At 33.9% G+C, this 23,133-nt stretch carries 25 protein-coding genes; 10 read left to right on the top strand and 15 right to left on the bottom strand.

Annotated elements, in window-relative coordinates; genetic code table 11:
• Positions 1-74 precede the first annotated feature (74 nt).
• Positions 75-1,490 carry a form I ribulose bisphosphate carboxylase large subunit gene (locus HA148_RS02860; RefSeq protein ID WP_011862567.1) on the bottom strand — a complete coding sequence of 472 codons (1,416 nt, stop codon included), beginning with the start codon at positions 1,488-1,490 and terminating at the stop codon, positions 75-77.
• Positions 1,491-1,559: 69 nt separating this feature from the next.
• Positions 1,560-1,871, bottom strand: coding sequence for a BMC domain-containing protein (locus HA148_RS02855; RefSeq protein WP_002807869.1), 312 nt, complete (start codon positions 1,869-1,871; stop codon positions 1,560-1,562).
• A gap of 327 nt (positions 1,872-2,198) precedes the next feature.
• Here HA148_RS02855 and rdgB point away from each other — a divergent pair, with 327 nt between their 5' ends.
• Entirely contained in the window at positions 2,199-2,783 is a 585-nt protein-coding gene (rdgB, locus tag HA148_RS02850; protein ID WP_209130020.1) for an RdgB/HAM1 family non-canonical purine NTP pyrophosphatase, read from the top strand.
• A gap of 7 nt (positions 2,784-2,790) precedes the next feature.
• On the opposite strand, the gene HA148_RS02845 is transcribed toward rdgB, so the two are convergent.
• Entirely contained in the window at positions 2,791-3,561 is a 771-nt protein-coding gene (locus HA148_RS02845; RefSeq protein WP_011818055.1) for a hypothetical protein, read from the bottom strand.
• 97 nt (positions 3,562-3,658) lie between these two features.
• Between HA148_RS02845 and HA148_RS02840 the strand changes: the two genes are divergently transcribed.
• The 4 genes from HA148_RS02840 (at position 3,659) to bchL (ending at position 8,098) form a co-directional block, all read left to right on the top strand.
• A complete protein-coding gene (locus HA148_RS02840) occupies positions 3,659-4,027 on the top strand; it encodes a hypothetical protein (protein ID WP_011862565.1) in 369 nt (122 codons plus the stop codon).
• 158 nt (positions 4,028-4,185) lie between these two features.
• Positions 4,186-5,442 (top strand): ferredoxin:protochlorophyllide reductase (ATP-dependent) subunit N, encoded by a 1,257-nt coding sequence (locus tag HA148_RS02835; RefSeq protein ID WP_025965465.1) that lies wholly within the window; start codon positions 4,186-4,188, stop codon positions 5,440-5,442.
• Positions 5,443-5,447: 5 nt separating this feature from the next.
• Entirely contained in the window at positions 5,448-7,019 is a 1,572-nt protein-coding gene (locus tag HA148_RS02830; RefSeq protein ID WP_209130018.1) for a ferredoxin:protochlorophyllide reductase (ATP-dependent) subunit B, read from the top strand.
• A gap of 191 nt (positions 7,020-7,210) precedes the next feature.
• Complete coding sequence (gene bchL, locus HA148_RS02825; protein WP_002805445.1) at positions 7,211-8,098, top strand: ferredoxin:protochlorophyllide reductase (ATP-dependent) iron-sulfur ATP-binding protein; 888 nt, start codon at positions 7,211-7,213, stop codon at positions 8,096-8,098.
• Positions 8,099-8,104: 6 nt separating this feature from the next.
• Here the strand turns inward: bchL and HA148_RS02820 are convergent, their stop codons facing one another.
• The 3 genes from HA148_RS02820 to psaM form a co-directional block, all read right to left on the bottom strand.
• Positions 8,105-9,109 carry a protochlorophyllide reductase gene (locus tag HA148_RS02820; protein WP_209130016.1) on the bottom strand — a complete coding sequence of 335 codons (1,005 nt, stop codon included), beginning with the start codon at positions 9,107-9,109 and terminating at the stop codon, positions 8,105-8,107.
• Between the two features lie 54 nt (positions 9,110-9,163).
• Complete coding sequence (locus tag HA148_RS02815) at positions 9,164-9,511, bottom strand: hypothetical protein (RefSeq protein WP_209130014.1); 348 nt, start codon at positions 9,509-9,511, stop codon at positions 9,164-9,166.
• Between the two features lie 85 nt (positions 9,512-9,596).
• Positions 9,597-9,701, bottom strand: a complete 105-nt coding sequence (psaM, locus tag HA148_RS02810; protein WP_025887817.1) for a photosystem I reaction center subunit XII — start codon at positions 9,699-9,701, stop codon at positions 9,597-9,599.
• A gap of 101 nt (positions 9,702-9,802) precedes the next feature.
• Here psaM and HA148_RS02805 point away from each other — a divergent pair, with 101 nt between their 5' ends.
• Positions 9,803-10,531 carry a lipoyl protein ligase domain-containing protein gene (locus tag HA148_RS02805; protein ID WP_209130012.1) on the top strand — a complete coding sequence of 243 codons (729 nt, stop codon included), beginning with the start codon at positions 9,803-9,805 and terminating at the stop codon, positions 10,529-10,531.
• Positions 10,532-10,553: 22 nt separating this feature from the next.
• Here the strand turns inward: HA148_RS02805 and HA148_RS02800 are convergent, their stop codons facing one another.
• Positions 10,554-11,777 carry a site-2 protease family protein gene (locus HA148_RS02800; RefSeq protein WP_209130010.1) on the bottom strand — a complete coding sequence of 408 codons (1,224 nt, stop codon included), beginning with the start codon at positions 11,775-11,777 and terminating at the stop codon, positions 10,554-10,556.
• A 55-nt stretch (positions 11,778-11,832) separates the two neighbouring features.
• Between HA148_RS02800 and HA148_RS02795 the strand changes: the two genes are divergently transcribed.
• Positions 11,833-12,489 (top strand): phosphoribosylanthranilate isomerase, encoded by a 657-nt coding sequence (locus HA148_RS02795; protein WP_209130008.1) that lies wholly within the window; start codon positions 11,833-11,835, stop codon positions 12,487-12,489.
• Here HA148_RS02795 and folE read toward each other — a convergent pair.
• From folE to HA148_RS02765, 6 genes are all read right to left on the bottom strand, one after another.
• Positions 12,486-13,226 (bottom strand): GTP cyclohydrolase I, encoded by a 741-nt coding sequence (gene folE, locus HA148_RS02790; RefSeq protein ID WP_209130006.1) that lies wholly within the window; start codon positions 13,224-13,226, stop codon positions 12,486-12,488. The genes HA148_RS02795 and folE overlap by 4 nt on opposite strands.
• 153 nt (positions 13,227-13,379) lie before the next feature.
• Entirely contained in the window at positions 13,380-14,114 is a 735-nt protein-coding gene (locus HA148_RS02785; RefSeq protein WP_209130004.1) for an SDR family oxidoreductase, read from the bottom strand.
• Positions 14,089-15,096 carry an acetyl-CoA carboxylase carboxyltransferase subunit alpha gene (locus HA148_RS02780; RefSeq protein ID WP_209130002.1) on the bottom strand — a complete coding sequence of 336 codons (1,008 nt, stop codon included), beginning with the start codon at positions 15,094-15,096 and terminating at the stop codon, positions 14,089-14,091. The genes HA148_RS02785 and HA148_RS02780 overlap by 26 nt, the downstream gene beginning before the upstream one ends.
• Positions 15,097-15,099: 3 nt before the next feature.
• Positions 15,100-16,140 carry a long-chain acyl-[acyl-carrier-protein] reductase gene (locus HA148_RS02775; RefSeq protein WP_209130000.1) on the bottom strand — a complete coding sequence of 347 codons (1,041 nt, stop codon included), beginning with the start codon at positions 16,138-16,140 and terminating at the stop codon, positions 15,100-15,102.
• Positions 16,141-16,248: 108 nt separating this feature from the next.
• The gene (locus HA148_RS02770; RefSeq protein WP_209129998.1) at positions 16,249-16,977 is read right to left on the bottom strand and encodes an aldehyde oxygenase (deformylating); all 729 of its coding nucleotides are present in this window, start codon (positions 16,975-16,977) and stop codon (positions 16,249-16,251) included.
• A 111-nt stretch (positions 16,978-17,088) separates the two neighbouring features.
• Positions 17,089-17,883 (bottom strand): creatininase family protein, encoded by a 795-nt coding sequence (locus tag HA148_RS02765; RefSeq protein WP_209129996.1) that lies wholly within the window; start codon positions 17,881-17,883, stop codon positions 17,089-17,091.
• A 66-nt stretch (positions 17,884-17,949) separates the two neighbouring features.
• On the opposite strand from HA148_RS02765, the gene HA148_RS02760 reads away from it, so the two are divergent.
• The 3 genes from HA148_RS02760 to pgeF are packed head-to-tail and all read left to right on the top strand — an operon-like array spanning position 17,950 to position 20,877.
• Positions 17,950-19,164, top strand: coding sequence for a S1 RNA-binding domain-containing protein (locus HA148_RS02760; protein WP_209129994.1), 1,215 nt, complete (start codon positions 17,950-17,952; stop codon positions 19,162-19,164).
• Positions 19,161-20,066: a Tab2 family RNA-binding protein gene (locus HA148_RS02755; RefSeq protein ID WP_209129992.1), complete on the top strand. Its 906-nt coding sequence runs from the start codon at positions 19,161-19,163 to the stop codon at positions 20,064-20,066. The genes HA148_RS02760 and HA148_RS02755 overlap by 4 nt, the downstream gene beginning before the upstream one ends.
• 22 nt (positions 20,067-20,088) lie before the next feature.
• Entirely contained in the window at positions 20,089-20,877 is a 789-nt protein-coding gene (gene pgeF / locus HA148_RS02750; protein WP_308789037.1) for a peptidoglycan editing factor PgeF, read from the top strand.
• Here pgeF and HA148_RS02745 read toward each other — a convergent pair whose 3' ends face one another.
• Together HA148_RS02745 and ilvB are read right to left on the bottom strand one after the other, a co-directional pair.
• Positions 20,878-21,225 carry a hypothetical protein gene (locus HA148_RS02745; protein ID WP_209129990.1) on the bottom strand — a complete coding sequence of 116 codons (348 nt, stop codon included), beginning with the start codon at positions 21,223-21,225 and terminating at the stop codon, positions 20,878-20,880.
• Positions 21,226-21,291: 66 nt separating this feature from the next.
• Positions 21,292-23,055 carry a biosynthetic-type acetolactate synthase large subunit gene (gene ilvB / locus HA148_RS02740; protein ID WP_209129988.1) on the bottom strand — a complete coding sequence of 588 codons (1,764 nt, stop codon included), beginning with the start codon at positions 23,053-23,055 and terminating at the stop codon, positions 21,292-21,294.
• Positions 23,056-23,133 lie beyond the last annotated feature (78 nt).

The raw sequence follows: 23,133 nt of genomic DNA, 5'->3' as shown, positions 1-23,133 counted from the left end.
GAATGAAAGTACTCGTAAAAACGAGATTTTAATAAGTCTGAGGAGAATAAATCTCCTCGATTTCGAAACTTGAGTTAACCCTGAACATCAAGTTTGTCGACAGTGTCAAACTCAAACTTAATTTCCTTCCAAGTTTCTAGAGCAATAGCTAATTCAGGACTATGCTTAGCAGCTTCCATGAGAATGTCTCTACTCTCTTTTTCGATTTCGCGACCAGCATTACGAGCTTTTACACAAGCTTCTAATGCAACTCTGTTAGCTGCAGCTCCAGCAGCTGAACCCCATGGGTGACCATGTGTTCCACCACCGAACTGAAGGCAGGAATCATCCCCAAAGATCGCTAGAAGTGCAGGCATATGCCAAACGTGGATACCACCTGATGCGACTGCAAATACTCCAGGCATTGAACCCCAATCTTGATCAAAGAAGTTACCTCTTGATCTATCTTCAGGAACAAATGACTCTCTTAAGTTGTCAATATAACCAAGAGTTGTTTGACGATCACCTTCTAGTTTTCCAACAACGGTTCCAGTATGTAATTGGTCTCCTCCAGAAAGTCTCAAACATTTTGCAAGAACTCTGAAGTGAATACCATGCTTTGGATGTCTATCAATAACAGCATGCATAGCTCTGTGAATATGCAGAAGCATGCCATTTTTACGACACCAATTAGCTAATCCAGTATTTGCAGTAAAACCACCAGTTATATAATCATGCATGATGATTGGCATATCTAGCTCTTTCGCAAATTCAGCTCTTTCATAGAGTTCTTCAGGAGTGTTAGCAGTACAATTTAGATAATGACCTTTAACTTCTCCAGTTTCCCGCTGAGCAAGCTTAACTGCTTCTGCAACAAACTCAAATCTTTCTCTCCAACGTTGGAATGGTTGAGAATTTATATTCTCATCATCCTTCGTTAAATCAAGACCGCCTCTAAGACATTCATATACAACTCGACCATAGTTTTTACCAGATAATCCTAATTTAGGTTTGATGGTACAACCAAGAAGAGGTCTTCCGTATTTGTTAAGTCGATCTCTTTCAACTACGATTCCGTTTGGTGGACCACCGCAAGTTTTAATGAAAGCAATTGGGAATCTAATATCTTCTAGACGTAGATGTCTTAGAGCTTTAAATCCAAAAACGTTTCCTACAAGAGATGTTAATACGTTTGTAATTGAGCCTTCTTCAAAAAGATCTAAAGGATATGCAATAAAAGCATAGAAAGCTTCAGGATCTCCAGGAACGTCTTCGATTCGATAACAACGTCCTTTATAAAATTCTAAGTCTGTAAGTAACTCGGACCAAACTGTTGACCAAGTACCTGTTGAAGATTCAGCGGCAACAGCTGCTGCAACTTCTTCTCTTGGAACACCTTCCTGACCTGTACATTTGAAACAGGCTAGTAAATCGGTGTCTAGGGGAACATATTCTGGAGTCCAGTAGGTATCTCTGTACTCCTTTACCCCTGCGTCATACTTCTTACTCATAAGGATAAATTTAGGTCTGTGTAGGGAAAATAATTATTGTGCAAAATTTATAAATCTTGCATTACTTAATTAGTCCTTTTGACCAAGAAATTCACCGTTACCTAGAGCAGGTTCAACTTCTCTATGAGGACGAGCAATAATGTGAGCTGCAACTAAACCGTCACCAACTCTTTCACAAGCGTCAGCACCAGCTCTTACAGCTGCGTTAACTGCTCCTGTTTCGCCTCTAACTAATACTGTGACATAACCGCCACCAACGAATTCACGACCAATAAGGCGAACTTCTGCTGCCTTTGTCATTGCGTCTGCTGCTTCGATTGCAGGTACAAGTCCGCGTGTCTCGATCATGCCGAGAGCGATACCCATTGTTTCTGTAGCCATTGTCTACTAAATACTAAATGTGGAATGTTCAATTCGAAGAATGCTTCATTAAGTACTTATAAGTCAAGCGTTTTCGACAAAATCTCCATTAATGTTTTTTCTATCATTCATAAGTTAAACTTATCACCCTTGGTACTATTGATATGTCAATACTTATGCAAATTAGTTAGTGCATCAAAACATACTGTTGTGTTAAGAAAAAATTTACATTATGTTATTTCCGTACGAGGCAGGCCCTGTCTACACAGGTGTGGAATGTTCAACCTTTCCTGTCTCCGTATCAAGCTTTAAAGTAAGATATTACTCACAATAAATTTATTAGTTATTTTGAACCTTCCAGTTCTAACTATTGCGAGTGGCAACAAAAATAAAGTTTCTGAAATTTCGGAAATGCTTGATGTTTTGTCTTTAAGGGTTGAGAAGCAACCAGAATATTTAAATGTTGAAGAGACTGGAAACACATATTTTGAGAATGCACTTCTAAAAGCAAAAGCAGCTGCTTTAGAGACTAAAACTTGGGCATTAGCTGATGACTCGGGTCTTGAAGTAGATGTTTTAGATGGTCGGCCAGGAATTTATTCTGCTCGATATGCCAAAAATAATGATGAGAAAATTAAAAAATTAATTAATGAACTTTCTGAAAGCCCTTATAGGAGTGCAAGATTTATAAGTTGTATGGTTTTGTGCGATCCCTTAGGAAACTTAGTTAAAGATACAACAGGAATATGCTGGGGAGAAATTCTTAAGAACCCCAAATATCCAAATGGGGAATTCGAATCTATTTTTTGGGTAAAAGAGGCTAACTGTGTTTACGGTGAGCTCTCACAATCACAATTAAATAAATTAGGTAGTAGAGGTAAAGCTGCAAAAATTATGTCACCTTATCTAAAAAAAGAAATTGGTTTAAATTAAAAAATTCTCAATAATTCGAAATTTCATCAATTGCTCTTATAGCAGCTGCTGCAGCCTCTTCTACATCCCCTTCTTTCCCGGCGAGAGTTAATCTACCAAAAGCTCCAACTGCCTTAACATCAACAACAGTTATATTAGATGCCTTTTCAGCTTCATTAGCTGCTTTTAAAACATAACCAGCTGGTTCAGTTTCTAATATAAACATACTCATCCCAGATTGAATCATTGATCCACTCCTGTTTTGTCTATTTATTAAAACAGCATGATCTGGAGTAATAGCTCGAATCACTTCTGTCCAACTTGTTGAAGGTTTGGTTCTTTTTCTAACTTCACTACCAATAGCATCTAGAACAACATCCCCGGAATGCAAAACAGTACTTTGATCTTTATGGTAAAGGGCAAGAGAACCAAATGCTCTTTCAACGATCATCTGTCCAAGTCTTACATTGCTAGCCTTTAAGGCAATATCAGTGACTCTATGCACGGCCATCCCAGGTGAAACTTCCATCCATAGGCAAGAATCTCCAGGGATTGGTAAAAAACCTCTACTAACAGTTCCCATATATGCAGCCAATTGAGGCTGAAGAGAATCTAAAAAAACATATGTTCTTAACTCAATTTGTTCTACTTGACTTGCTTGTCTGGATACCAAAGACTTTTCTGAGTCAGTTGTAATAAAACAGCTTGCACCACTAGCCTGAGATTGCACCTCAGATCCTGTGACAAGAGAACTCCCTTTCTTTCGTTCCCCTCTGTTTAAACTAGAAGTTGGTTCCATTCACGCGACTATAACGGATAATGGTTCATTTTTTCCATTAAATTTACTTGCATGCTTCCCACAAAACGATAACTTCAAGTAAAAGATATGCATTTTTATGGGAACTTCTCAAAAAAAAGAACCAAATGTTTCTGGCACTGAAAAAGAATTAACTCCTGATCAAACTCTTGGATTAGTCAGCCTAAGCTTGATGCAAAAATTATCTCAGAAAGATCCATCTTTTAGTTGGTTAGAAGAAGATAAAATCGAGAAGGTAAATCTTAAGAACCTTAGAGATAGGTTGGAGTTAACGCAATTAGCTATAAATACTGGAGCACCTTTAACTACTTCAGAAGTTACAGCTTTAATTGGAGCAAAGCCCGGAAAATCAAAGTTAGAAAGAGCAGGATTATTAGCAACGAAAATAGCTAGAAATGTATGGAAAATCTCAAAAACAAGTCAAGGAAATTCCTTCTACAGAAATTAAAATACGTCCAAAAAGTTTTTTTTCATAATTCCCATTTAAGTATTTAAACATTCATATAAGTTTTTTAAATGTGTTCATTTTGTAAGAGAACTTATTAATTACTTTCTTAAATTAAAAAGTTTATGCAAGCTTGAAATATAAGCTCTTGAAAATTTTTAATGAGTAAAGTTGAATTTAATAAGGAAACTGGACCGAGGGAAGTTTTTTGCGGTTTAACTTCAATAGTTTGGCTCCATAGAAGAATGCCTGATGCATTTTTTCTGGTAGTAGGTTCAAGGACATGTGCTCATTTAATTCAAAGCGCTGCTGGAGTTATGATTTTTGCTGAGCCAAGATTTGGGACGGCTATTCTTGAAGAAAAAGATCTAGCTGGTCTTGCTGACGCTCATGAAGAATTAGATCGAGTGGTTAATGATCTTATTGCAAGAAGACCCGAAATAAAAACTCTTTTTCTAGTTGGATCTTGTCCAAGTGAAGTAATTAAACTAGATCTTGCAACTGTCGCAGAGAAATTAAATAAAAGATTTTTAGGTCAAGTAAGATTCGTGAATTACTCTGGAAGTGGGATAGAAACAACTTTTACCCAAGGAGAGGATGGCGCCTTAAAAGCTTTAATTCCATTAATGGAGTCATCAAATGAGGAAAAATTATTATTAGTTGGGACTCTCGCAAATAATGTAGAAGATAGGTTTAAAAAGATTTTTAGAAATTTAGGAATTTCAAATATTGAGAGCTTTCCACCACGGCAATCAACAGAATTACCAAAGATTGGCAAAAATACAAAAGTATTATTAACTCAGCCTTATTTAAGTGATACGGTTCGAGACCTTAAACATCGCGGTTGTGAAATAATTTCAGCTCCATTTCCTCTAGGTATCGAAGGCAGTACAAAATGGTTTTTAGCCGCTGCCAAAGCCTTCAAAATTAGTGAACTTAAAGTTCATGAAATTATTTCGCCTTTAATCAATAGAGCAAAACTTGCTCTTGATTCACACAAAGAAATACTTAAGGGGAAAAGATTATTTCTTCTTCCTGAATCGCAACTGGAGATATCTTTGGCAAGATTTTTGCATAATGAATGCGAAATGGATCTTATAGAGGTAGGCACTCCTTACCTAAATAAAGATTTAATGAAAGAGGAGATTAATTTATTACCTGATAATACAAAAATTGTCGAAGGGCAACATGTAGAAAAACAATTAGATCGAGTGAGAGAATCTAATCCAGACTTAGTAGTTTGTGGAATGGGTTTAGCTAACCCTCTTGAGGCGGAGGGGATTAGTACTAAGTGGTCAATAGAAATGGTATTCAGTCCAATTCATGGAATTGATCAAGCCGCAGATTTGGCTGGTCTCTTCTCCAAGCCTTTAAAAAGAAATCAAATACTAACTTCAAAAACTTTAGTAACTCATTAAAAACTATGGAATTAACTCTTTGGACGTACGAAGGACCACCTCATGTTGGTGCTATGAGAATTGCCTCGTCAATGAAAGACATTCATTATGTGCTTCATGCCCCCCAAGGAGATACATATGCGGATCTTCTCTTTACAATGATCGAGAGAAGGGGTCAAAGGCCTCCAGTAACTTATACAACTTTTCAAGCTAGAGACCTTGGAGGCGATACAGCAGAATTAGTGAAGAAAAATATTAAGGAAGCCGTTGAACGATTCAAACCCAAAACTCTTTTAGTCGGAGAAAGTTGTACAGCAGAACTTATCCAAGACCAACCTGGAGCACTTGCAAAAGGGATGGGGTTTGATATGCCGATTGTTAATCTTGAATTACCTGCTTACAGCAAGAAAGAAAATTGGGGGGCATCAGAAACTTTTTATCAATTAACAAGAACTCTTTTAAAAGAGAAAGTAAGTTCTTCAGAAAAAATAAATCCTCTAAGATGGAAGGCATTATGTCGTAGACCAAAAGTTAATATACTTGGCCCTTCATTACTAGGATTTAGATGCAGAGATGATGTAATCGAAATTCAACGCATACTTTCGGAGCAAGGAATAGATACAAACGTAGTTGCTCCATTAGGCGCTAGTCCAGACGATATTGAAAGACTAATTGATGCTGAAATAAATATTTGTCTTTATCCAGAAATTGCGGAAGCATCATGTGAATGGCTTAAACGGAACTTTGGAATGGAATATACAAACACTATTCCAATTGGAATAAAAAATACAATTGAATTTATAAATGAAGTTCATAAAAAATTAGATCTTCCTTTGACGAATAAAAAAGAATTAGAAAATAAATCAAAACTTCCTTGGTACTCAAAATCAGTTGATTCAAATTATCTAACTGGCAAAAGAGTTTTTATTTTTGGTGATGGAACACATGCAATTGCAGCAGCCAAAATTGCTAAGGAAGAATTGGGTTTTGAAGTAGTTGGTCTTGGGACATACAGCAGGGAAATGGCAAGACAAGTAAGAGCAACAGCGAAAGAACTAAATGTAAAAGCTTTAATTACTAATAACTATTTAGAAGTAGAAGATGCAATGAAAAAAGCCGCACCTGAATTAGTTTTAGGGACTCAAATGGAAAGGCACAGTGCCAAGAGACTTGGCATTCCATGTTCAGTAATAAGCACACCAATGCATGTTCAAGATGTTCCTGCAAGATATAGCCCACAAATGGGATGGGAAGGAGCAAATGTGATTTTTGATGATTGGGTACATCCCTTAATGATGGGATTAGAAGAGCATCTTATCGATATGTTTAAACATGACTTTGAGTTTGTCGACGGTCATCAAAGCCATTTAGGACATACAGCGACAAACACAAAGGAATTTTTAAATTCTGACGAAAAAAAGGAGAATAATCCTAAAGAGGGCATTATTTGGACTGAATCAGGTAGAGCTGAATTAACAAAAGTTCCGTTTTTTGTAAGAGGCAAAGTTAAAACAAATACCGAAAAATATGCAATCTTAAGAGGAATTCCAGAGATAAGCGATGAAACTCTTTACGATGCCAAAGCATATTTTAGTTAATTTTTTACTAATAAATTTTAATTTAGCCATGAGTATTTTCACTCATAACTTAATAGATTAAATTTTAAAAATGTAGTTATAAGAACATATTTCCCGCTTTTAATACAATTGAATACATATTTGTTTAGAAACATATTTCATGTGTATTTACACTGCAAGAATATAAATAATAATGTGTTTTAAAGCTTTAAATGACAAGTACTATAAACAAGCCTCTTGATGGGGAAGGGAGTGTTCAAGTAAAGCAAGATCCTAAAATAAATATCGAAGAAGGAGCTTTAGTTATTGCCGTATACGGAAAGGGCGGCATCGGGAAATCAACTACATCATCAAACCTATCTGCGGCATTCTCAAAATTAGGGAAAAAGGTTCTACAAATTGGATGTGATCCAAAGCACGATAGCACTTTCACTTTGACTCACAAGATGGTGCCTACAGTTATCGACATTCTCGAAGAGGTAGATTTTCATAGCGAAGAATTGAGGCCAAACGATTTCATGTTTGAAGGCTTTAATGGCGTAATGTGTGTTGAAAGTGGAGGTCCTCCTGCTGGGACAGGGTGTGGGGGATATGTAACCGGTCAGACAGTTAAACTATTAAAAGAACATCATTTATTAGAAGATACTGACGTTGTTATTTTTGATGTCCTTGGAGACGTCGTTTGCGGAGGATTTGCAGCCCCATTGCAACATGCAAATTATTGTCTAATTGTCACTGCTAATGATTTCGATTCAATATTCGCTATGAATAGAATTGTTTCTGCAATTAAAGCAAAAGCAAAAAATTATAAAGTCAGATTAGGTGGGGTAGTTGCAAATAGATCAAAAGACACAGATCAAATTGATAAATTCAATGAAAGAACAGGTTTAAAAACTATGGCTCACTTTAAAGATGTCGACGCCATTAGAAGATCAAGACTGAAAAAATGCACAATTTTTGAAATGGAACCAACTGAAGATGTTATTGAAGTTCAAAATGAATATTTATCTCTTGCCAAAAATATGCTTGAAAACGTCGAACCCTTAGAAGGTAATCCACTTAAAGATAGAGAAATTTTTGATTTATTAGGATTTGATTAGTCTAACTTAATTTAATCCAACCAATTGGCTTGTTAAATCATAAGTTTGTTGAGAGGTCTTCGTATCAATTATTCTTTTTGACAATTTTTGAGAAAAAGCTTTTCTGCCAGTTTTCTGACGATTTCCCCAGCTCCAATGGACTGATGGTTTAGCAAATTCTTTATAAGTTGCCACTTGAGCTACCCTCTCTCCTGCCTGTCTTTGTGAAACATATCCTTTTGTTATGAATTTTTGAAATATCGGGAAAAGGAATCTAAATAACCAAGGTGTATCTCTAAAAAGTTTTGTATCAGCAACACATCCAGGATATAGAGAATTAACAATAATCTTTTCTGCAGGATATCTTTTTGATAATTCCTGAACAGTCACCATATTGCAAAGTTTACTATCCTTATAAGCCTTACCAGGTTTAAATTTCTTTCCATTCGCCATACTTATGGGAGATAAAAAACCATTTTTGAATCCTGCTAAATCTCCCAAATCAGCTGGGGCAGGAATGGGGATCCTTCCTCCAAGTTCTGAATAATTAGCCGTAACAGTTCCTAATACTGTAATTCTTGGCTTGAATACAGTTGATTTGCCATTTAAAACAATTTCTCTTTGAGAAGATAAAATATTTTCCATAAGTAGGTTTATCATAAGAAAATGCCCAAAATGATTTACTGCCATAGAGTTTTCAAACCCCTGAGCAGACCTTTCAGGTTTCTTTAGTCTCGGTTTATAAACTGCTGCATTACAAATAAGAGAATTTATTGGCTTCTTAAATCTTTCTAATATTTCATCGCAACCTTTTCTCACATCATCCAAGTTAGAAAGATCTATTTCTATAAAGTGAACATTTTTAAATTCCTCTTTTGTCAAGGATTCATCAGCTATTTTTATAGCTCTTTTATTTGATCGATTAACTGCTATAACCTCCCATCCAAATCTTAATAGAGGTTTTAGAGTATTTAATCCAACTCCTGAAGTTGTTCCTGTTATTAGGACCAAACCCTTAATGTTCTTACTCACTAGCAAAAAAGTTAATTAAAAAATGATAAGTTGAATGATTCATGATCATCCTTATCAACGCCATATTACTCTGATAATGTCCCGAGAAATCATTTGATCCTGATCCTTCATAAATCTTTGCTCACCTTCAGAAGAGAATAAATCATCAAACTTATCTGTTAATAAATTAAATCTGTATTTTTCGTATAAAAATGATTCTTCAATTTCCCTTAATCTGTTCAACCTTACTTTAGAACTATAGCCAAGCTTAATCAGGCTTATTATTGCTAAAAGGGAAAAGCTAATTTTTATAATTAAAAAAATCAAAGATACAAAATTATCCTCTTTCTGTTGTCTTTTTACAAATACATCCCCTAAATATTTTTTGTAGAAAATACTATTTTTATAAAAAGATTTTGACAAATTAAGTACTTGATTTTTTTACTGAATAAATCAATTCAGTCTTACTTTATTTTTACCTTATAAATTTTAAATTTTCTAATAGACTTTAGTTCCTACCTAAACTAATTCCTAGTCTTAATGCTAAAACTCCTGCATGCATAACAACTATGAGACTTAATGCAATAAGATTTATTGTTTGAGTTGGCTCCATGGTAAAAAAATTATTTTCTATATTCTCCACCGAAAAGAGAAGATTTGAAACACTATTACAAAATGATGTTACGTAATTAACAAATTGAAAGAAAAAATTTATTGAAAATTATCATAAATAAACCTGCAAAGTTAATTTTGGGAATTGAAAATCAGGCTTTAATTTTTTCAACAAATAATTTACCTGGATTTGATCAAATGGCATTAGATTTAAATTCTTTAGATCAGACAATTTCGAATCCTGAAATAATTCTCACATTGAGGTTCTACTATTGGACTGGGGATTGGCTTTCAATTGGCTATCACCAAAAGGAAATTCCTCTTCATTGGAAAAATTTATTATCAAATGGGGAAATTAATATTGTTAGACGTCCCTCAGGAGGGGGAGCTGTTCTGCATTCAGGAGGCATAACATATGCATTAACATTTAAAAAAACTTACTATAAAGTCTTTAGTTATGAAATGGTTAATAATTGGTTAATTAAAAGTTTTAGAGAATTAGGCCTCAACTTACAGTATGGAAATTCACGAAAATCAAGTATTAAAACAAATTGTTTTGGGACTTCATTAATTTCCGATTTAGTTGATCAGGATGGGTTTAAGAGAATAGGTAGTGCTCAATTTCGTAAAAAAGGAGCATTCCTTCAACATGGAGAAATTCAAACAAATCCTTCAAGAGATTTGTGGTTCAAATTATTCAAAGAAGAAGCTCCACCAAAAGTAAATTTAAAACTAACAAATGATGAAATAGTTCAACATTTGAGAAATTCATTCCTGAAAAATAAATCAAATATAAATTTTAAAAATATTGCAATAGATAATAAAAAATAGAAAATTTTAATTACAAGAATTATTAAAGATCTCCTTTCTGCTTCATTGAATTAATTATTCTCGGCAATTCAATTCCTAGGGGATAATTATTTTTAAAGTTTAATTTGTCAACAATATCTGAAGGCAAATTAAAACCTAATCTATTCAACACAAAGTTTCCAATTTTTGACCTATCAATTATCCCCAAAGGGATATCTGCAGCATTGAGAACCAATAAAAAACCTTCATTTGTTTCTTCAAGTCTTTCTACAGTTCTCCATAATTTATCGTTATAAGATACACTTTCAAAACTATCGATTGGTTTCTTAAAATCTCCAACAAAGTTCCGTTCCCATTTTTTTAAGGAAACAGTCTTTAAGATATTCTCATCAACAAAACCGGTCCATCTACCATTATTCGTAACAAAAAAATATTTATCCGATGTATCCTTCTTATTTTTTATTAACTTATTAAATTCTGAGAAATTCGAATCGTATTCAATTTTCCTCAAAGGTTTTAATTTGATCTCAGAAACTTTACTAAATTTAAGTATGTTTTCAATTTTAAAAAATTGACTTTCAGATTTTGAAGAATTAATTCCAAACAAGCCCAAAAAAGAAAAAATAAAACCAAAGTAAAAGTTAAATCTAAATAAACAAATTATCCCAAAAAATAAAACAAAAAAAGATAATAATAAATTTACTTTATTGAGGAAATTTCTTCCTTTATTTTTACTCCCTGAGAAATGCCAAATAATACTTTTTAATAAATTCCCTCCATCTAAAGAACCAATTGGAATCAAATTTAAGAAGCCTAAGAATAAATTAAATATACCTACTCTTGAAATTACATTAACTGCTATTTGTTCCTGAGATGCACTGTTATTACTAATTAAAAGTAAGATAGATGCTGTAGCGAAACATAAAAGAGGTCTAACAATTGCAATTTTTATATTACCTAAAGCAGTTTGACAATACTTATCTATTTGTAAAATTGCTCCTAAAAAATAAAAAGTAATTTTTTTTATTTTTACCCCCTGATTAAGTGAAACAAGCGTATGAAAAACCTCATGAAAAATAATTGAAGATAATAAGAAAAAAGAAGTTAAAAATCCTATAATCCAAGATTCTTTAATACTATAAATATCACCTGAAGTTAAATTAACCTGATTTCTTATACTCCATGAGAATAAAAAGAGAATAGCAAACCAATAAGGATGTACTTTAAAGGGAATTCCCCATATTTTAAAAATTTGCCAACTTCTCAAAAATAATCTCCGCTATATTTAGCAATAATATTAATCTTACATACAGGCCAATTATATGCCCAAGAGTAATACTTTAATTAAAATTTGTGGCCTAACGTCAGCAGAACAAGCTTTGCAAGTCGCAAAATTAGGAGCGCATGCTATAGGTATTATTTCAGTGGAAGAGTCACCAAGATATGTATCAGCTGAAATTAAGAAAAATATTTTTACAACCTTAGAAAGGTTGTATCCAAAAATCGAGAGGGTATCTGTTGTACAAAATTGTCCAATAGACTTAATTATTAAAAATTTCTTAGGACACCCAAGTGAAACTATCATTCAATTACATGGAGATGAAGATATTGATTATTGCAAAGAAATAAGGAAAAAAATTCCAAATATTGGCCTATGGAAGGCTTTCAGAATAAAAACGAAAAAAGATATCGATAAAATTAAACCTTTTGAGGATTTTGTAGACGCGATACTACTCGACTCTTGGAACAAAGAAACTTATGGAGGTTCAGGGAAAAAAATAAACTCTATTTATCTAAAGAATCTGCAATTTAGTAAACCTTGGTGGTTAGCAGGTGGGATATCAATTGAATGGATTGATGAAATCCTTACTGAAGTCAAACCAGACGGATTAGATATTTCAAGTAGTATTGAGATATCTCCGGGTTTAAAAGATATTAATAAAACAGAGGGTCTTTTAAAATTTTTAAAAAGAAATTAGTAATTATTAGTAGCTGACTGCTGTTTTACAAGCTCAAAAAATTCTTGTTTCAAACTTAAATCGTGTCTAAAATCGCCTCTCACCACAGAATTAATCATGCTTGTATTTGGTTCTTTGACTCCCCTCCACTTCATACAATAATGTTGGGCCTTTACAATAATGCCTAAACCTTTAGGTTCGCAAAGTTTTTCAATTTCATCTGCAAGGATCATTACAGCTTCTTCCTGAATATGAGGTCTGGAAAAAACCCAATCAGCAACTCTCGCAAATTTTGAAAGTCCTATGACTTTATTTCCAGGTTTTATACCTATCCAACATTCTCCTAGAATTGGAACTAGGTGATGTGAACATGCAGATCTGACCGAAATTGGACCAACTGTATAAATTTCATCAAGATTCTTGTCATTTGGGAAACTTGTAACTTTAGGTTGTTCATGATATCTACCTTTAAAAACTTCATTTAGATACATTTTTGATACTCTTTCAGCAGTTTCTTGAGTATTATGATCATTCTCAACATCAATTACGAGGGACTTTAGTAAGTCTTTAACTCTTGAGGCTATTTCTTTTTCTAAAATTTCTAATTCACCAGGATTTATAAAATCAGAAATATTATCGTTAGCACTAAATCTTGTACCAGAACTCTTAATTCTGTCTCTTATAATTTCAGAAATTAGTTTATTAGTAATCTGGTCGTCAAAGTTTCTAATATTATCGTTGGGTAATGTAGAGGTCATAAAATTCTAAACAGAAAATTGTATGCAACTTAATTAACTGTATCTTCCAAAAGCTTAATTGCTCATATACTATATCACATTCTCTTGTTTAATCGGGCTCAAATAGCACTAAAAAAAATCACTGTTTTAAGATCAATCAGATAAACAGAATGTTTAAAAGGCTCCGCCAGAAGGCATCAAAGTCAAGTCTTCGATCAATTGTGATTCAGGTTTTTGAGCCATGTAGAGAATAGTTTCTGATACCTCTTTTGAGGAGAGCATAGAAGTTCTATCAAAATCAGAATTTATTGATTCGGAGTCCCAAAGAGGAGTATTTACTGAACCAAGCGTTATTGTGCATGCTCTTATTGAATTAGACCTCTCCTCCTCCCTAAGGCATTTAGTAAACATAGCTAGTGCAGATTTTGAAACACAATAAGCTCCCCATTGGGGAAATGCATTATAAGAGGCATGACTACTGACATTAATAACTAAACCACCATGTTTTCTCATTTCAGGAATTATTAAACTACAAATTTGAAAAACACTTGTGAGGTTTATTTGAATAGTTTGTTCCCATTGACCTAATTCCATTTCAGCTAAAAGGCCATTAAATGCGCAGCCGGCATTATTTATCAATACTGAAGGGCACCCATACTTCTCAATTGCCTCATTAACACAATGCTCTATTTCTAGAGGATTAGATAAATCACATTTTACTAGGTTAATTTTTGATTTAGTGGTCAACAGTTCGCTCTTTAGTTTCTCCATTAAATCCATATTCCTGGAGAGTAAAATTAAATCCCAGCCAGCATTGGCAAAAGTAATTGCGGTGGATCTACCAATACCTTTCGTAGCACCTGTTATAAAAGCTAGTTTCAAGTTATTCAGTTTTTGGGGGGATTTCACTATAAATCTCTTCAATATTATTTGCTTCGATAAATTTACCTAAAACCCTAAATTTTTTGTATCTTTCCTCAATCAATTCTTCTTTAGGCATTTGCAGTAAAGCGTTAAGGTGTTTCTCGATAGCCTCTTTTAGTGTGTTGCCAGCATCTAAAGGAGCCCAATTATTCCCACCAGAAGGTTCTGATAATACCTCGTCTATTATACCTAATTTAAGTAAATCTTTACCTGTGATTTTAAGTGCTGATGCTGCTTCTGGCGCCTTCGCAGCATCTCTCCACAAAATTGATGCACATGCTTCTGGACTAGCAACTGTATAAACACTGTGTTCAAACATTAGTAACCTATCGGCAACACCTATTCCAAGTGCTCCTCCAGAACCTCCTTCTCCAATGACAGTAGCCACAATTGGAACTTTAAATCCAAACATCTCTCGAAGGTTTCTTGCAATCGCTTCACCTTGACCTTGCTCTTCAGCTTTTAAACCAGCATAAGCTCCAGGAGTGTCAATAAATGTAAGAATTGGCAAAGAAAATCTATTTGCATGCTGCATTAATCTAAGAGCTTTTCTGTAACCTCCTGGTTTTGCCATACCAAAGTTTCTTACTACATTTTCTTTTGTGTCCCTTCCTTTCTGATGCCCTAACATCAATACTGGTCTATTATTTATCGAACCTATCCCCCCAATAAGTGCCATATCATCGCCACCATTTCTGTCTCCATGTAATTCTATCCAGTCATCACAAAACATTTGAACAAAATCCAAAGTACTAGGTCTTTGAGGATGTCTAGCTACCTGAATCTTTTGAGCAGGGGTGAGAGATTTAAATATTTCTTCTCTTCTCCTTGCAGCTAAGGTTTCAAGTTGCAGAAGCTGTTGACTAACATCAACTTCTGAATCTCGAGCTAATTCTTTAATTTGCTCTATCTGCTTCTCAAGTTCAACAAGAGGTTTTTCAAAATCAAGGAGGTAACGTTTAGCCATAATTTAAACAGTTAATACGTTAGGCTGCTTATCAAGTCCAATTGCAGAAAAACCATGCTTTAAAGATGCTGCTCCAATAAACTCCATCTTTTCAAGGGAAATATTATTTCTTCCCCAACTAAAGTTTGTATGACACTTTTCAAATTCTAAAATCATAGCTTCTGCAAAGCAAGCAAACATCTCTCGCTGAGGGTTTCGCATTTCTGCAAGTTCCATCATATTCCAACCAATATCATTGAAAAACTCTACTATACCTCCTTTTAAAACATGAATATTTTCACCCTGAAATTTCTCATCAAGATTTTTGGGGTATCCGCCATCAATCATTAAACATGGTTTTTTTAAGTTATCTGTATCAATTCCAATGGTTTTAGGCATACTTGCAACCCATACAACAATATCCGCCTGAGGCAATGCCTCATTTAAGCTTGTTACGGTTCCACCATCTAATTCTTTTTGTAACAGTGCTAGTGGTTCTTGTTGTCTTGCTACCATAAGAAGTTCTGAAATCCCAGTTTTATTGATAAGCCATCTACAAACAGCACTACCAATATCGCCTGTAGCTCCAATTACAGCAACAGTTGCTTTTTTAAGGTCTATCCCAATGCGAGGCGCATTTATTTCTAGTTGCTTACAAATAACCCAGGCGGTATGAGTATTGCCAGTAGTAAACCTTTCCCACTCTAATGAAGTATTTCTAATTTGTTTATGCTGTAGAAGATTAAAATTCTCAAAAATTATAGAAGTAAATCCTCCTAAAGCGGTAATGTTAATCCCTTTTTTCTGAGCTAGTTCCATAGCATTTAGTACTTTTCTTCTAGCCGTTTTAAATCTAGAAAGCATTTCAGGAACAAAGCACGAATCAATATAAGAACCTTCAATAGATATTCCAGTAGCACTCTTAACTTCTACATTTTCAACAAGCTGAGGAGGAGCAGTACACCAAACATCTAAGTCGCCATCAGCAATATGATCAAAGCCTAGCATCGAAGCTTTTCTTTTTGCATCTTCAAAACTGGTTGAGTGGCCTATTAACCCAAACATTTAAAATTTATAAATGGTTTCTATACAATGTTATGAACAATAGCACAGAGGTAACTACTTAAATAGGATTGATTAATTATTAAAAGTCTTAATTAATTAGAAATGTAATTAGACGATAGCTGCCATAGCCATTCTTGCAATTTCTCTATTATCTAGACCTATTTCCATCAATGTATCTTGATAAGCAATCATAAATTCTTCCATTAATTCTTCTCTGTCCATAGCTAAAACTGATGCGTCATCTGCTACTTCATCTAACATCTTTTTAATTAACGGAAGATTAACCTTATTAGCTTCCATTAATTCCTCTTTACAAGTAGATAGATTCTCTTTAAGCCACTCTTGACCATAATTTAAATGAAGGTATTCATCTTTAACCACTCCCTCTGTTATTTTTTTTGCAAAAGGATCAGCAACTCTTATGTAGACGTTATAAGCAGAAATAGCAAATGCTTCAATTAAGATGGCTTGTATTAAAAGACATGTTGTTAAATTTCCTTTTTCAAGAGCAACTTGAAAATTACCATGTAATTTAGAAAAGAATTTTTTAGCAAATTCCATATCAGCTACTACACCTAAATTTCTTCCACATGCAGTAAAGCCTTTTTTATGCTTCATTTCCATTCTCGCCAATTTAGTTAACTCCTCTAACTCATTTGGAATTAAAGTTGCTATTGAAATGTAATTATCATGAGCCTCTTGCTCTCCCTCTATAACAATTGCATTTATTCTGCTGTATGCATCCTTATAAGAATCTGTAGTGAAGTCGGGTAAATCTAAAGAAATCGGGTTAGTCGATTCTTCAACAGTTTTTTTATTTGATTCTAGAGTTTGCATGTCAGTAATCTTTAGCTCATTATGCATGAATATTACATTATTATAGAGGGTTTATTTAAATATCATGAAAATAGTTTCAATTGTAAAGTCACATTTTTTACTTAAACTTATTTAAGAATTGTTTGGCCAATCTGATTGCATCAGATTCATAATCAATTTGAACCAATGATTAATCAATAATTCCTTTAAATTTTTTCCTAAAGACTCATTTGCTCCTCTACTATCGCCAATAACACCTGATTTACTGAAGTCGTCAGTAAGCCAAGCAGTAGGCGCATTGCCCTCTAGACTCCAACCTTCAGGGATCTCTAATTTATAACCCTCATTTGGGCGTTCATCACCTACTAATTCTGGTTTCAAAGCCAGCATCAAACTTGTTTCAGCTAAAGAGGCATGAAGCCCATCCTCGATCTCAGTTTTTGTTAACAATTCACTTAATCCATTAACACCACTCCATAAGAAACAAGGAAAAACTGCCATCCCAGGAGCGAAACTCCTCAGTTCTCTTGCCGCTGTATTTAGTAGTGAGATTTGACCTCCATGTCCATTAATCAATATCAATCTTTTAAAACCCATTTCAGATAATTGACCTCCCACTTCCTTAATCATTGAGGTTATTAAATCTGAGGAAAGTGAAATTGTCCCAGCAAAACCCCTATGTTCTGGTGAAAACCCAATGTATTGAGTTGGAAGTTTTTTTAATGGAACTTTAGGAGATAATAATTTAAAAACTTCGCTAATGATTTCATCAACAAAAATACTATCTGTAGCAAGGGGCAAGTGCGGCCCATGTTGCTCAACAGCGCCGAATGGCCAAATCACTGTTGATCTTTTATCTTTTGCAACACTTTCAATCTCTTGCCAATTTAAATATTCAAATTTATTAGGTATTGGTTTAAAGTTCATTAATTTTAATTTTGAGTACTAACATTTAGAGTATGTTAATAATTAGTTATTCTTATTTTACCTACAATGGGAGTCAGTAATAAAAATGCCCAAAATAATATCCAACCAAAGGGCAATAAAAAAGATTTTAAAAAACCTCTTCAGGTACTTCACATAAGCAAGAAAGATATTCAAAAAAAATCTCAAGATATACAAAATGAGCATCCCAACTCTCAAGAAGAGATTAGAAAAGAAAATATTGCAATCAAACCTCAAATAACTAAAGATGACTCAGTAAAAGAAAATGAGGACAATAATGAAAACACTAAAACATTTGATATTTCTCAACAAGACTTAAATAGACCGCTTAATTTTTCTGAGCAAATCACAGATTTTCAATTAGAAAGAACAGTTGATGAATTTGATTTTGATGAAAGTGCTTTTTTGGAGGCTTTAAATGCAAATGAGCCAATTGGGGCTACAGGAGAGACAATTACAGGAAAGGTTATAGCAATCGAAAGTGATGGATTATATATTGACATTGGTGGGAAAGCACCTGGTTATATGCCCAAAAAAGAATGTGGGCTAGGCGTCATAACTAACTTTAAAGAGAAGTTTTCTATAGGCCTTGAAATGGAAGTTTTGGTTATCAAAGAACAAAATGCTGATGGGATGGTAACGGTGAGCGCTCGGGCACTAATTCTCAGGCAAAGTTGGGAGAAAGTATCAAGTTTCGCAAAAAATGGAGAATTAATTAACGTTTTAATTAATGGATTTAATAGAGGTGGGCTTACTTGCGATGTAGATGGATTAAGAGGATTTATCCCAAGATCCCAACTTGAAGATGGTCAAGATTATCAATCTATTGTTGGCAAAACTCTAAAAGTAGCTTTTCTTGAGGTGAATCCAGAATCCAGAAAATTAGTTCTCTCTGAAAAGAAAGCATCATTAGTCTCTAAACTTACAAGTCTAAAATTAGGACAATTAATTGAAGGAGAAGTTTTAGCTGTAAAACCATATGGCTTCTTTATAGAATTAGGTGGAGCTAGTGGGCTTCTTCATCAATCCTCACTAACAAATGGATCGATTCGTTCTTTAAGAGAAGTTTTTAGAGAAGGGGAAATCATTAAAGCATTAATATCTGAAATTGACCTCGAAAAAGGGCGCATTGGTCTCAATACAGCACTCCTTGAAAACTCTGCGGGAGAATTAATTATTGATAAGCAAAAAGTTATGCAAGAAGCCACAGAGAGAGCACTAAAAACTAAAGCACTCTTCGATAAAAAAGAACAAGATAAATGAACATCAATAAAAAAATGGAGTCAAGTCTTAAGTTAAAGATTTCAGATTGGGAATTAGACTTTTACTCAAGACCAATTATTGAATTAAATGGAAAAAAAAGGTGGGAGTTAATTATTTGTTCTACAAGAAGTTATAAGACAGAAGATATTTTTCTTTGGAATAAAAAATGCCCTGCCAATGAAGTCAATTCAGTATGGCTTACAAAGTCACTAAATGAAGCAATAAGTGAAGCAAAAAAACTAGGGTGGGAGAAACCTTCGATAGTTCGGTTCTGGAGGTCGTCAATGAAATCGATCATTAAGAAATCTTTGGAGGCCGTAAGTATTGAGGCTCTCGTAAGTAGGAGAACTTATGATTTATTAGATAGAATCGAATTTCTTGAAAAAGAGATTTATCCCAAGGAAAAAGGTTATGTAAAAGGTGTATTAGCTCCAACTTTTACTTCTAAAATTGAAAGCTCTCCTACACCTCTACCAGAAGCAGTAAGGGGTGATGCTTTAACTATCTCTGAAATATCAATTGGCGAATTAAAATCAGCAGAAAATTGGCCTATGGAATTTGGAAATATTTTCCCAATTCAGAAAGATTTAGATGATAATTACTTAGTTCCAGGATTAAGACTTTTTAGCAAAGATAGATCTTTAGCACTTTCTGCATGGTTCAGTTGTTTAGAACCTGTTAAATTAGTCATTAGTAAGAACCAACTCATACTTGAAGCTTCAGAAGACGATAAGTGGCTGGTAACTGATTTGCCAGAGAAAGATGCAAAAATTTTGAGTACAAAGTTTTTAGAGAATAAAAAAAATTCTTTTGGTTATCAATTTATTGCCATACAGTCAACGCCATACATCGAAAAATTTGCAGGATTCTGGATCTTGAGAGATATTGAATTAATTTCATAAATTAAGTTTAGGAGCAAGAACTATTCCTTACAAAGAAATAGCTTTCTCAAAAGCTGAAATTTTTATTCAAAACAAAAAATTTGAGTATTACTCATCACCTATCCTTAGTCAAAATAATTTCAAACATGCATTTTTTACGAAGTCAAGCTCTGAGAAATTTCTTCAATTATTAGGGAATTACTTTAATAAAAATTATATAAATTGTGTTCCCAAGCAAATTCACAGTAACGTGATTATTTTTGGATCTCATTCTGAAGAAGGGATTAAGAGTGATGCAGATGGTCTTGTTGGTAATAAATGCAATCAAAACTTATGGGTTTACACAGCTGATTGTATGCCAATATTTTTTGCAGATAAAGGGACAAAAAATGTAGCGACCTTGCATTGTGGAAGAAAAGGTTTAGAAAAAAAAATAATAAAAAATATGGTTAAAATTTTCGATAACTTTGGGACATCTAGAGATGATTTACTTGTTGCAATAGGTCCAGCGATTTCTAAGGAACATTATCTAGTTGATAAAATGACACTAAGAGAATTTTATAGAAAAGTCGAAAACAAAGACATAACTGTCAATTTGACTAAAACTGAAAATATTCTTTGTTTTAGTGATTCAAATCCTTTTAAAGAGCAAAACTTAAATCAACTTGATCTCAAAAAATCTGCCTATAGACAACTTTTAAATGAGAATATTCCTAATACAAATATAGACATCTCAAATTTATGCACATACAAATTCAAAAATGAATTTAATTCCTGGAGAAGGAACAAAACAATCTCAAGACAATGGAATTTTATTTGTTCAAAGAGATAGTTAACTTGTACAAACTTCACTAGTTAGGTCTTTAGCGACTAATAATTCAGTCATCTCCTTACTTCCCTTAATATTAAAAACTTTGGCTAACAAAACATTCTCTTTGAAACCAAAAGGTTTTATTTTCACTTTGGTTCCCCTTGGGAATTCACTTTTAAGTAAATTAGTTGCTTCAAGCTCATCACTTTCATTTACATCTATACAAAATAATCCAATAGTTAGATTCCTATTTTGATCCCCCACCAAAATAGTATTTGAACTCTTAATTTGAAGAATTTCAGCCGAGTTAACTATTACAGGATTAAGAACAATCAAGCAGACTATAAAAATTTTGATAATTTTTTTCAATTCAAAAATATCTAAGTTTTTAAATTATCTTAGAGTTAATTTTTTAAAATGATGAATTATAAAAAATTAGTCTTCACAATTAACATATCCAACCATTTGAGCATTACTCTTACCAGGAGGAACCATTGGATAACAATTTTCACCTCTTCTAACAAGGATATTAATCAAGGCAGGGCCGTCATGATCAAGCCCATTTTTTAATTCATTCTGTAATTGTTTTCTATCAGAAATTTGGTATCCTTTAACTCCAAAAGACTCAGCAAGTTTTACAAAATCAGGTTCGCCACAACTCATATCAGAGGAGGAATATCTTTCATCGTAGAAACTCTCCTGCCATTGCCTTACCATCCCTTGCCAGCGATTATTAATGATGATCAACTTTACATTTAATCCATATTGAGACAAAGTTCCTAATTCTTGAATATTCATTAAAACGCTTGCATCTCCTGCAATGCAAATTACATCTGAATTAGGTAAAGCTGCTTTCACTCCAATTGCTGCTGGCAATCCAAAACCCATAGTTCCTAAGCCTGCACTACTAATCCATTTTCTTGGAGAATTTCTTAAATATTGTGCAGCCCACATCTGATGTTGACCTACATCTGTAGTTACATAAGCTTCTGGTGAAAGTTCCCTAACTTTCAAAAGAACTTCCTGAGGATAAATTTCTCCTTCTTTAGGCGGGTCATATAAAGGGTGTTTATTTTTCCAAAAAGCAATTTTTTCTAACCAGTTCTTCGTCCGACAACTAAATTTGTTATTCAGAAATTTTTGATTAATTTTGCGAACGGCTTTCGAAACGTCAGAGACAATTGCAACATCTACGCGTCTATTTTTATTAACTTCTGCTGGATCAATATCTATATGAATTACCTTTGCATTAGGTGCAAAAGTATCTAATTTCCCCGTTACCCGATCATCGAATCTAGCTCCAATAGCAATTAAAAGATCGCATTCTGTAACAGCAAAGTTTGCGTAAGCAGTTCCATGCATTCCTAACATTCCTACTGATAAATTGTCTTTTTCATCAAAAGCTCCTTTACCCATTAAGGTTGTAGTAACTGGTATTTGATAATTCTTTGCCAAAGTTCTTATTTCATCATGAGCTCCAGAAGATATTGCCCCACCTCCTACGTATAGAAGGGGTCTTTCAGAATCTTCTATTAATTTAATTGCTTTATTGATATCGCAATCGTTAATTTCTCCATTCCTTTTAAATCCTTTAGGAATAATCTCACCAGGCAAAACTCTTTGGTAATTAAAGAACTCCTGACCTACATCTTTGGGTATATCAATTAAAACAGGGCCAGGCCTTCCAGATGAGGCAATAAAAAAAGCTTCAGAAACTACTTTCGCGATATCTGAAGGATCTCTTATTACCCATGAATGTTTCACTATTGGAAGAGTTATGCCAAAAATATCAGTTTCTTGAAAAGCGTCTGTCCCTATAGCAGGTCTTGGGACTTGACCTGTAACTACAACTAGGGGGACTGAATCCATTTGCGCAGTGGCAATTCCAGTTACCAAATTTGTTGCACCTGGGCCTGAGGTCCCAAAACATACTCCTACTTCACCAGTAGATCTTGCATATCCATCAGCCGCATGTGAACCACCTTGTTCATGCCTAACCATATAATGCTTCAACCAACCTTCATTTTCTGCCTTATGAACAGCGTCATATATTGGTAGTATGGCCCCCCCTGGATATCCAAATATGACTTTTACTCCATGAATTTTTAAAGAATCCATTAATGCATCTGCACCAGTTATCCAAACTGGATTTTCATGTTTTGAACTACCCTTTGAAAAGGATCTCGAAGTAAGAGTCACTAAAGAAATTCAATACTTACTATAAATATTAAACTTAATTAAATACTTTTGCCTCATTTAGAAATGTAATGTCAGAAA

It is taken from the genome of Prochlorococcus marinus XMU1405 (genome assembly GCF_017696275.1).
Classification (GTDB): Bacteria; Cyanobacteriota; Cyanobacteriia; order PCC-6307; family Cyanobiaceae; genus Prochlorococcus_A; species Prochlorococcus_A marinus_AB.
Note: the sequence above shows the minus strand (reverse complement) of the source record. Positions and strands in the feature narration are given on the sequence as shown.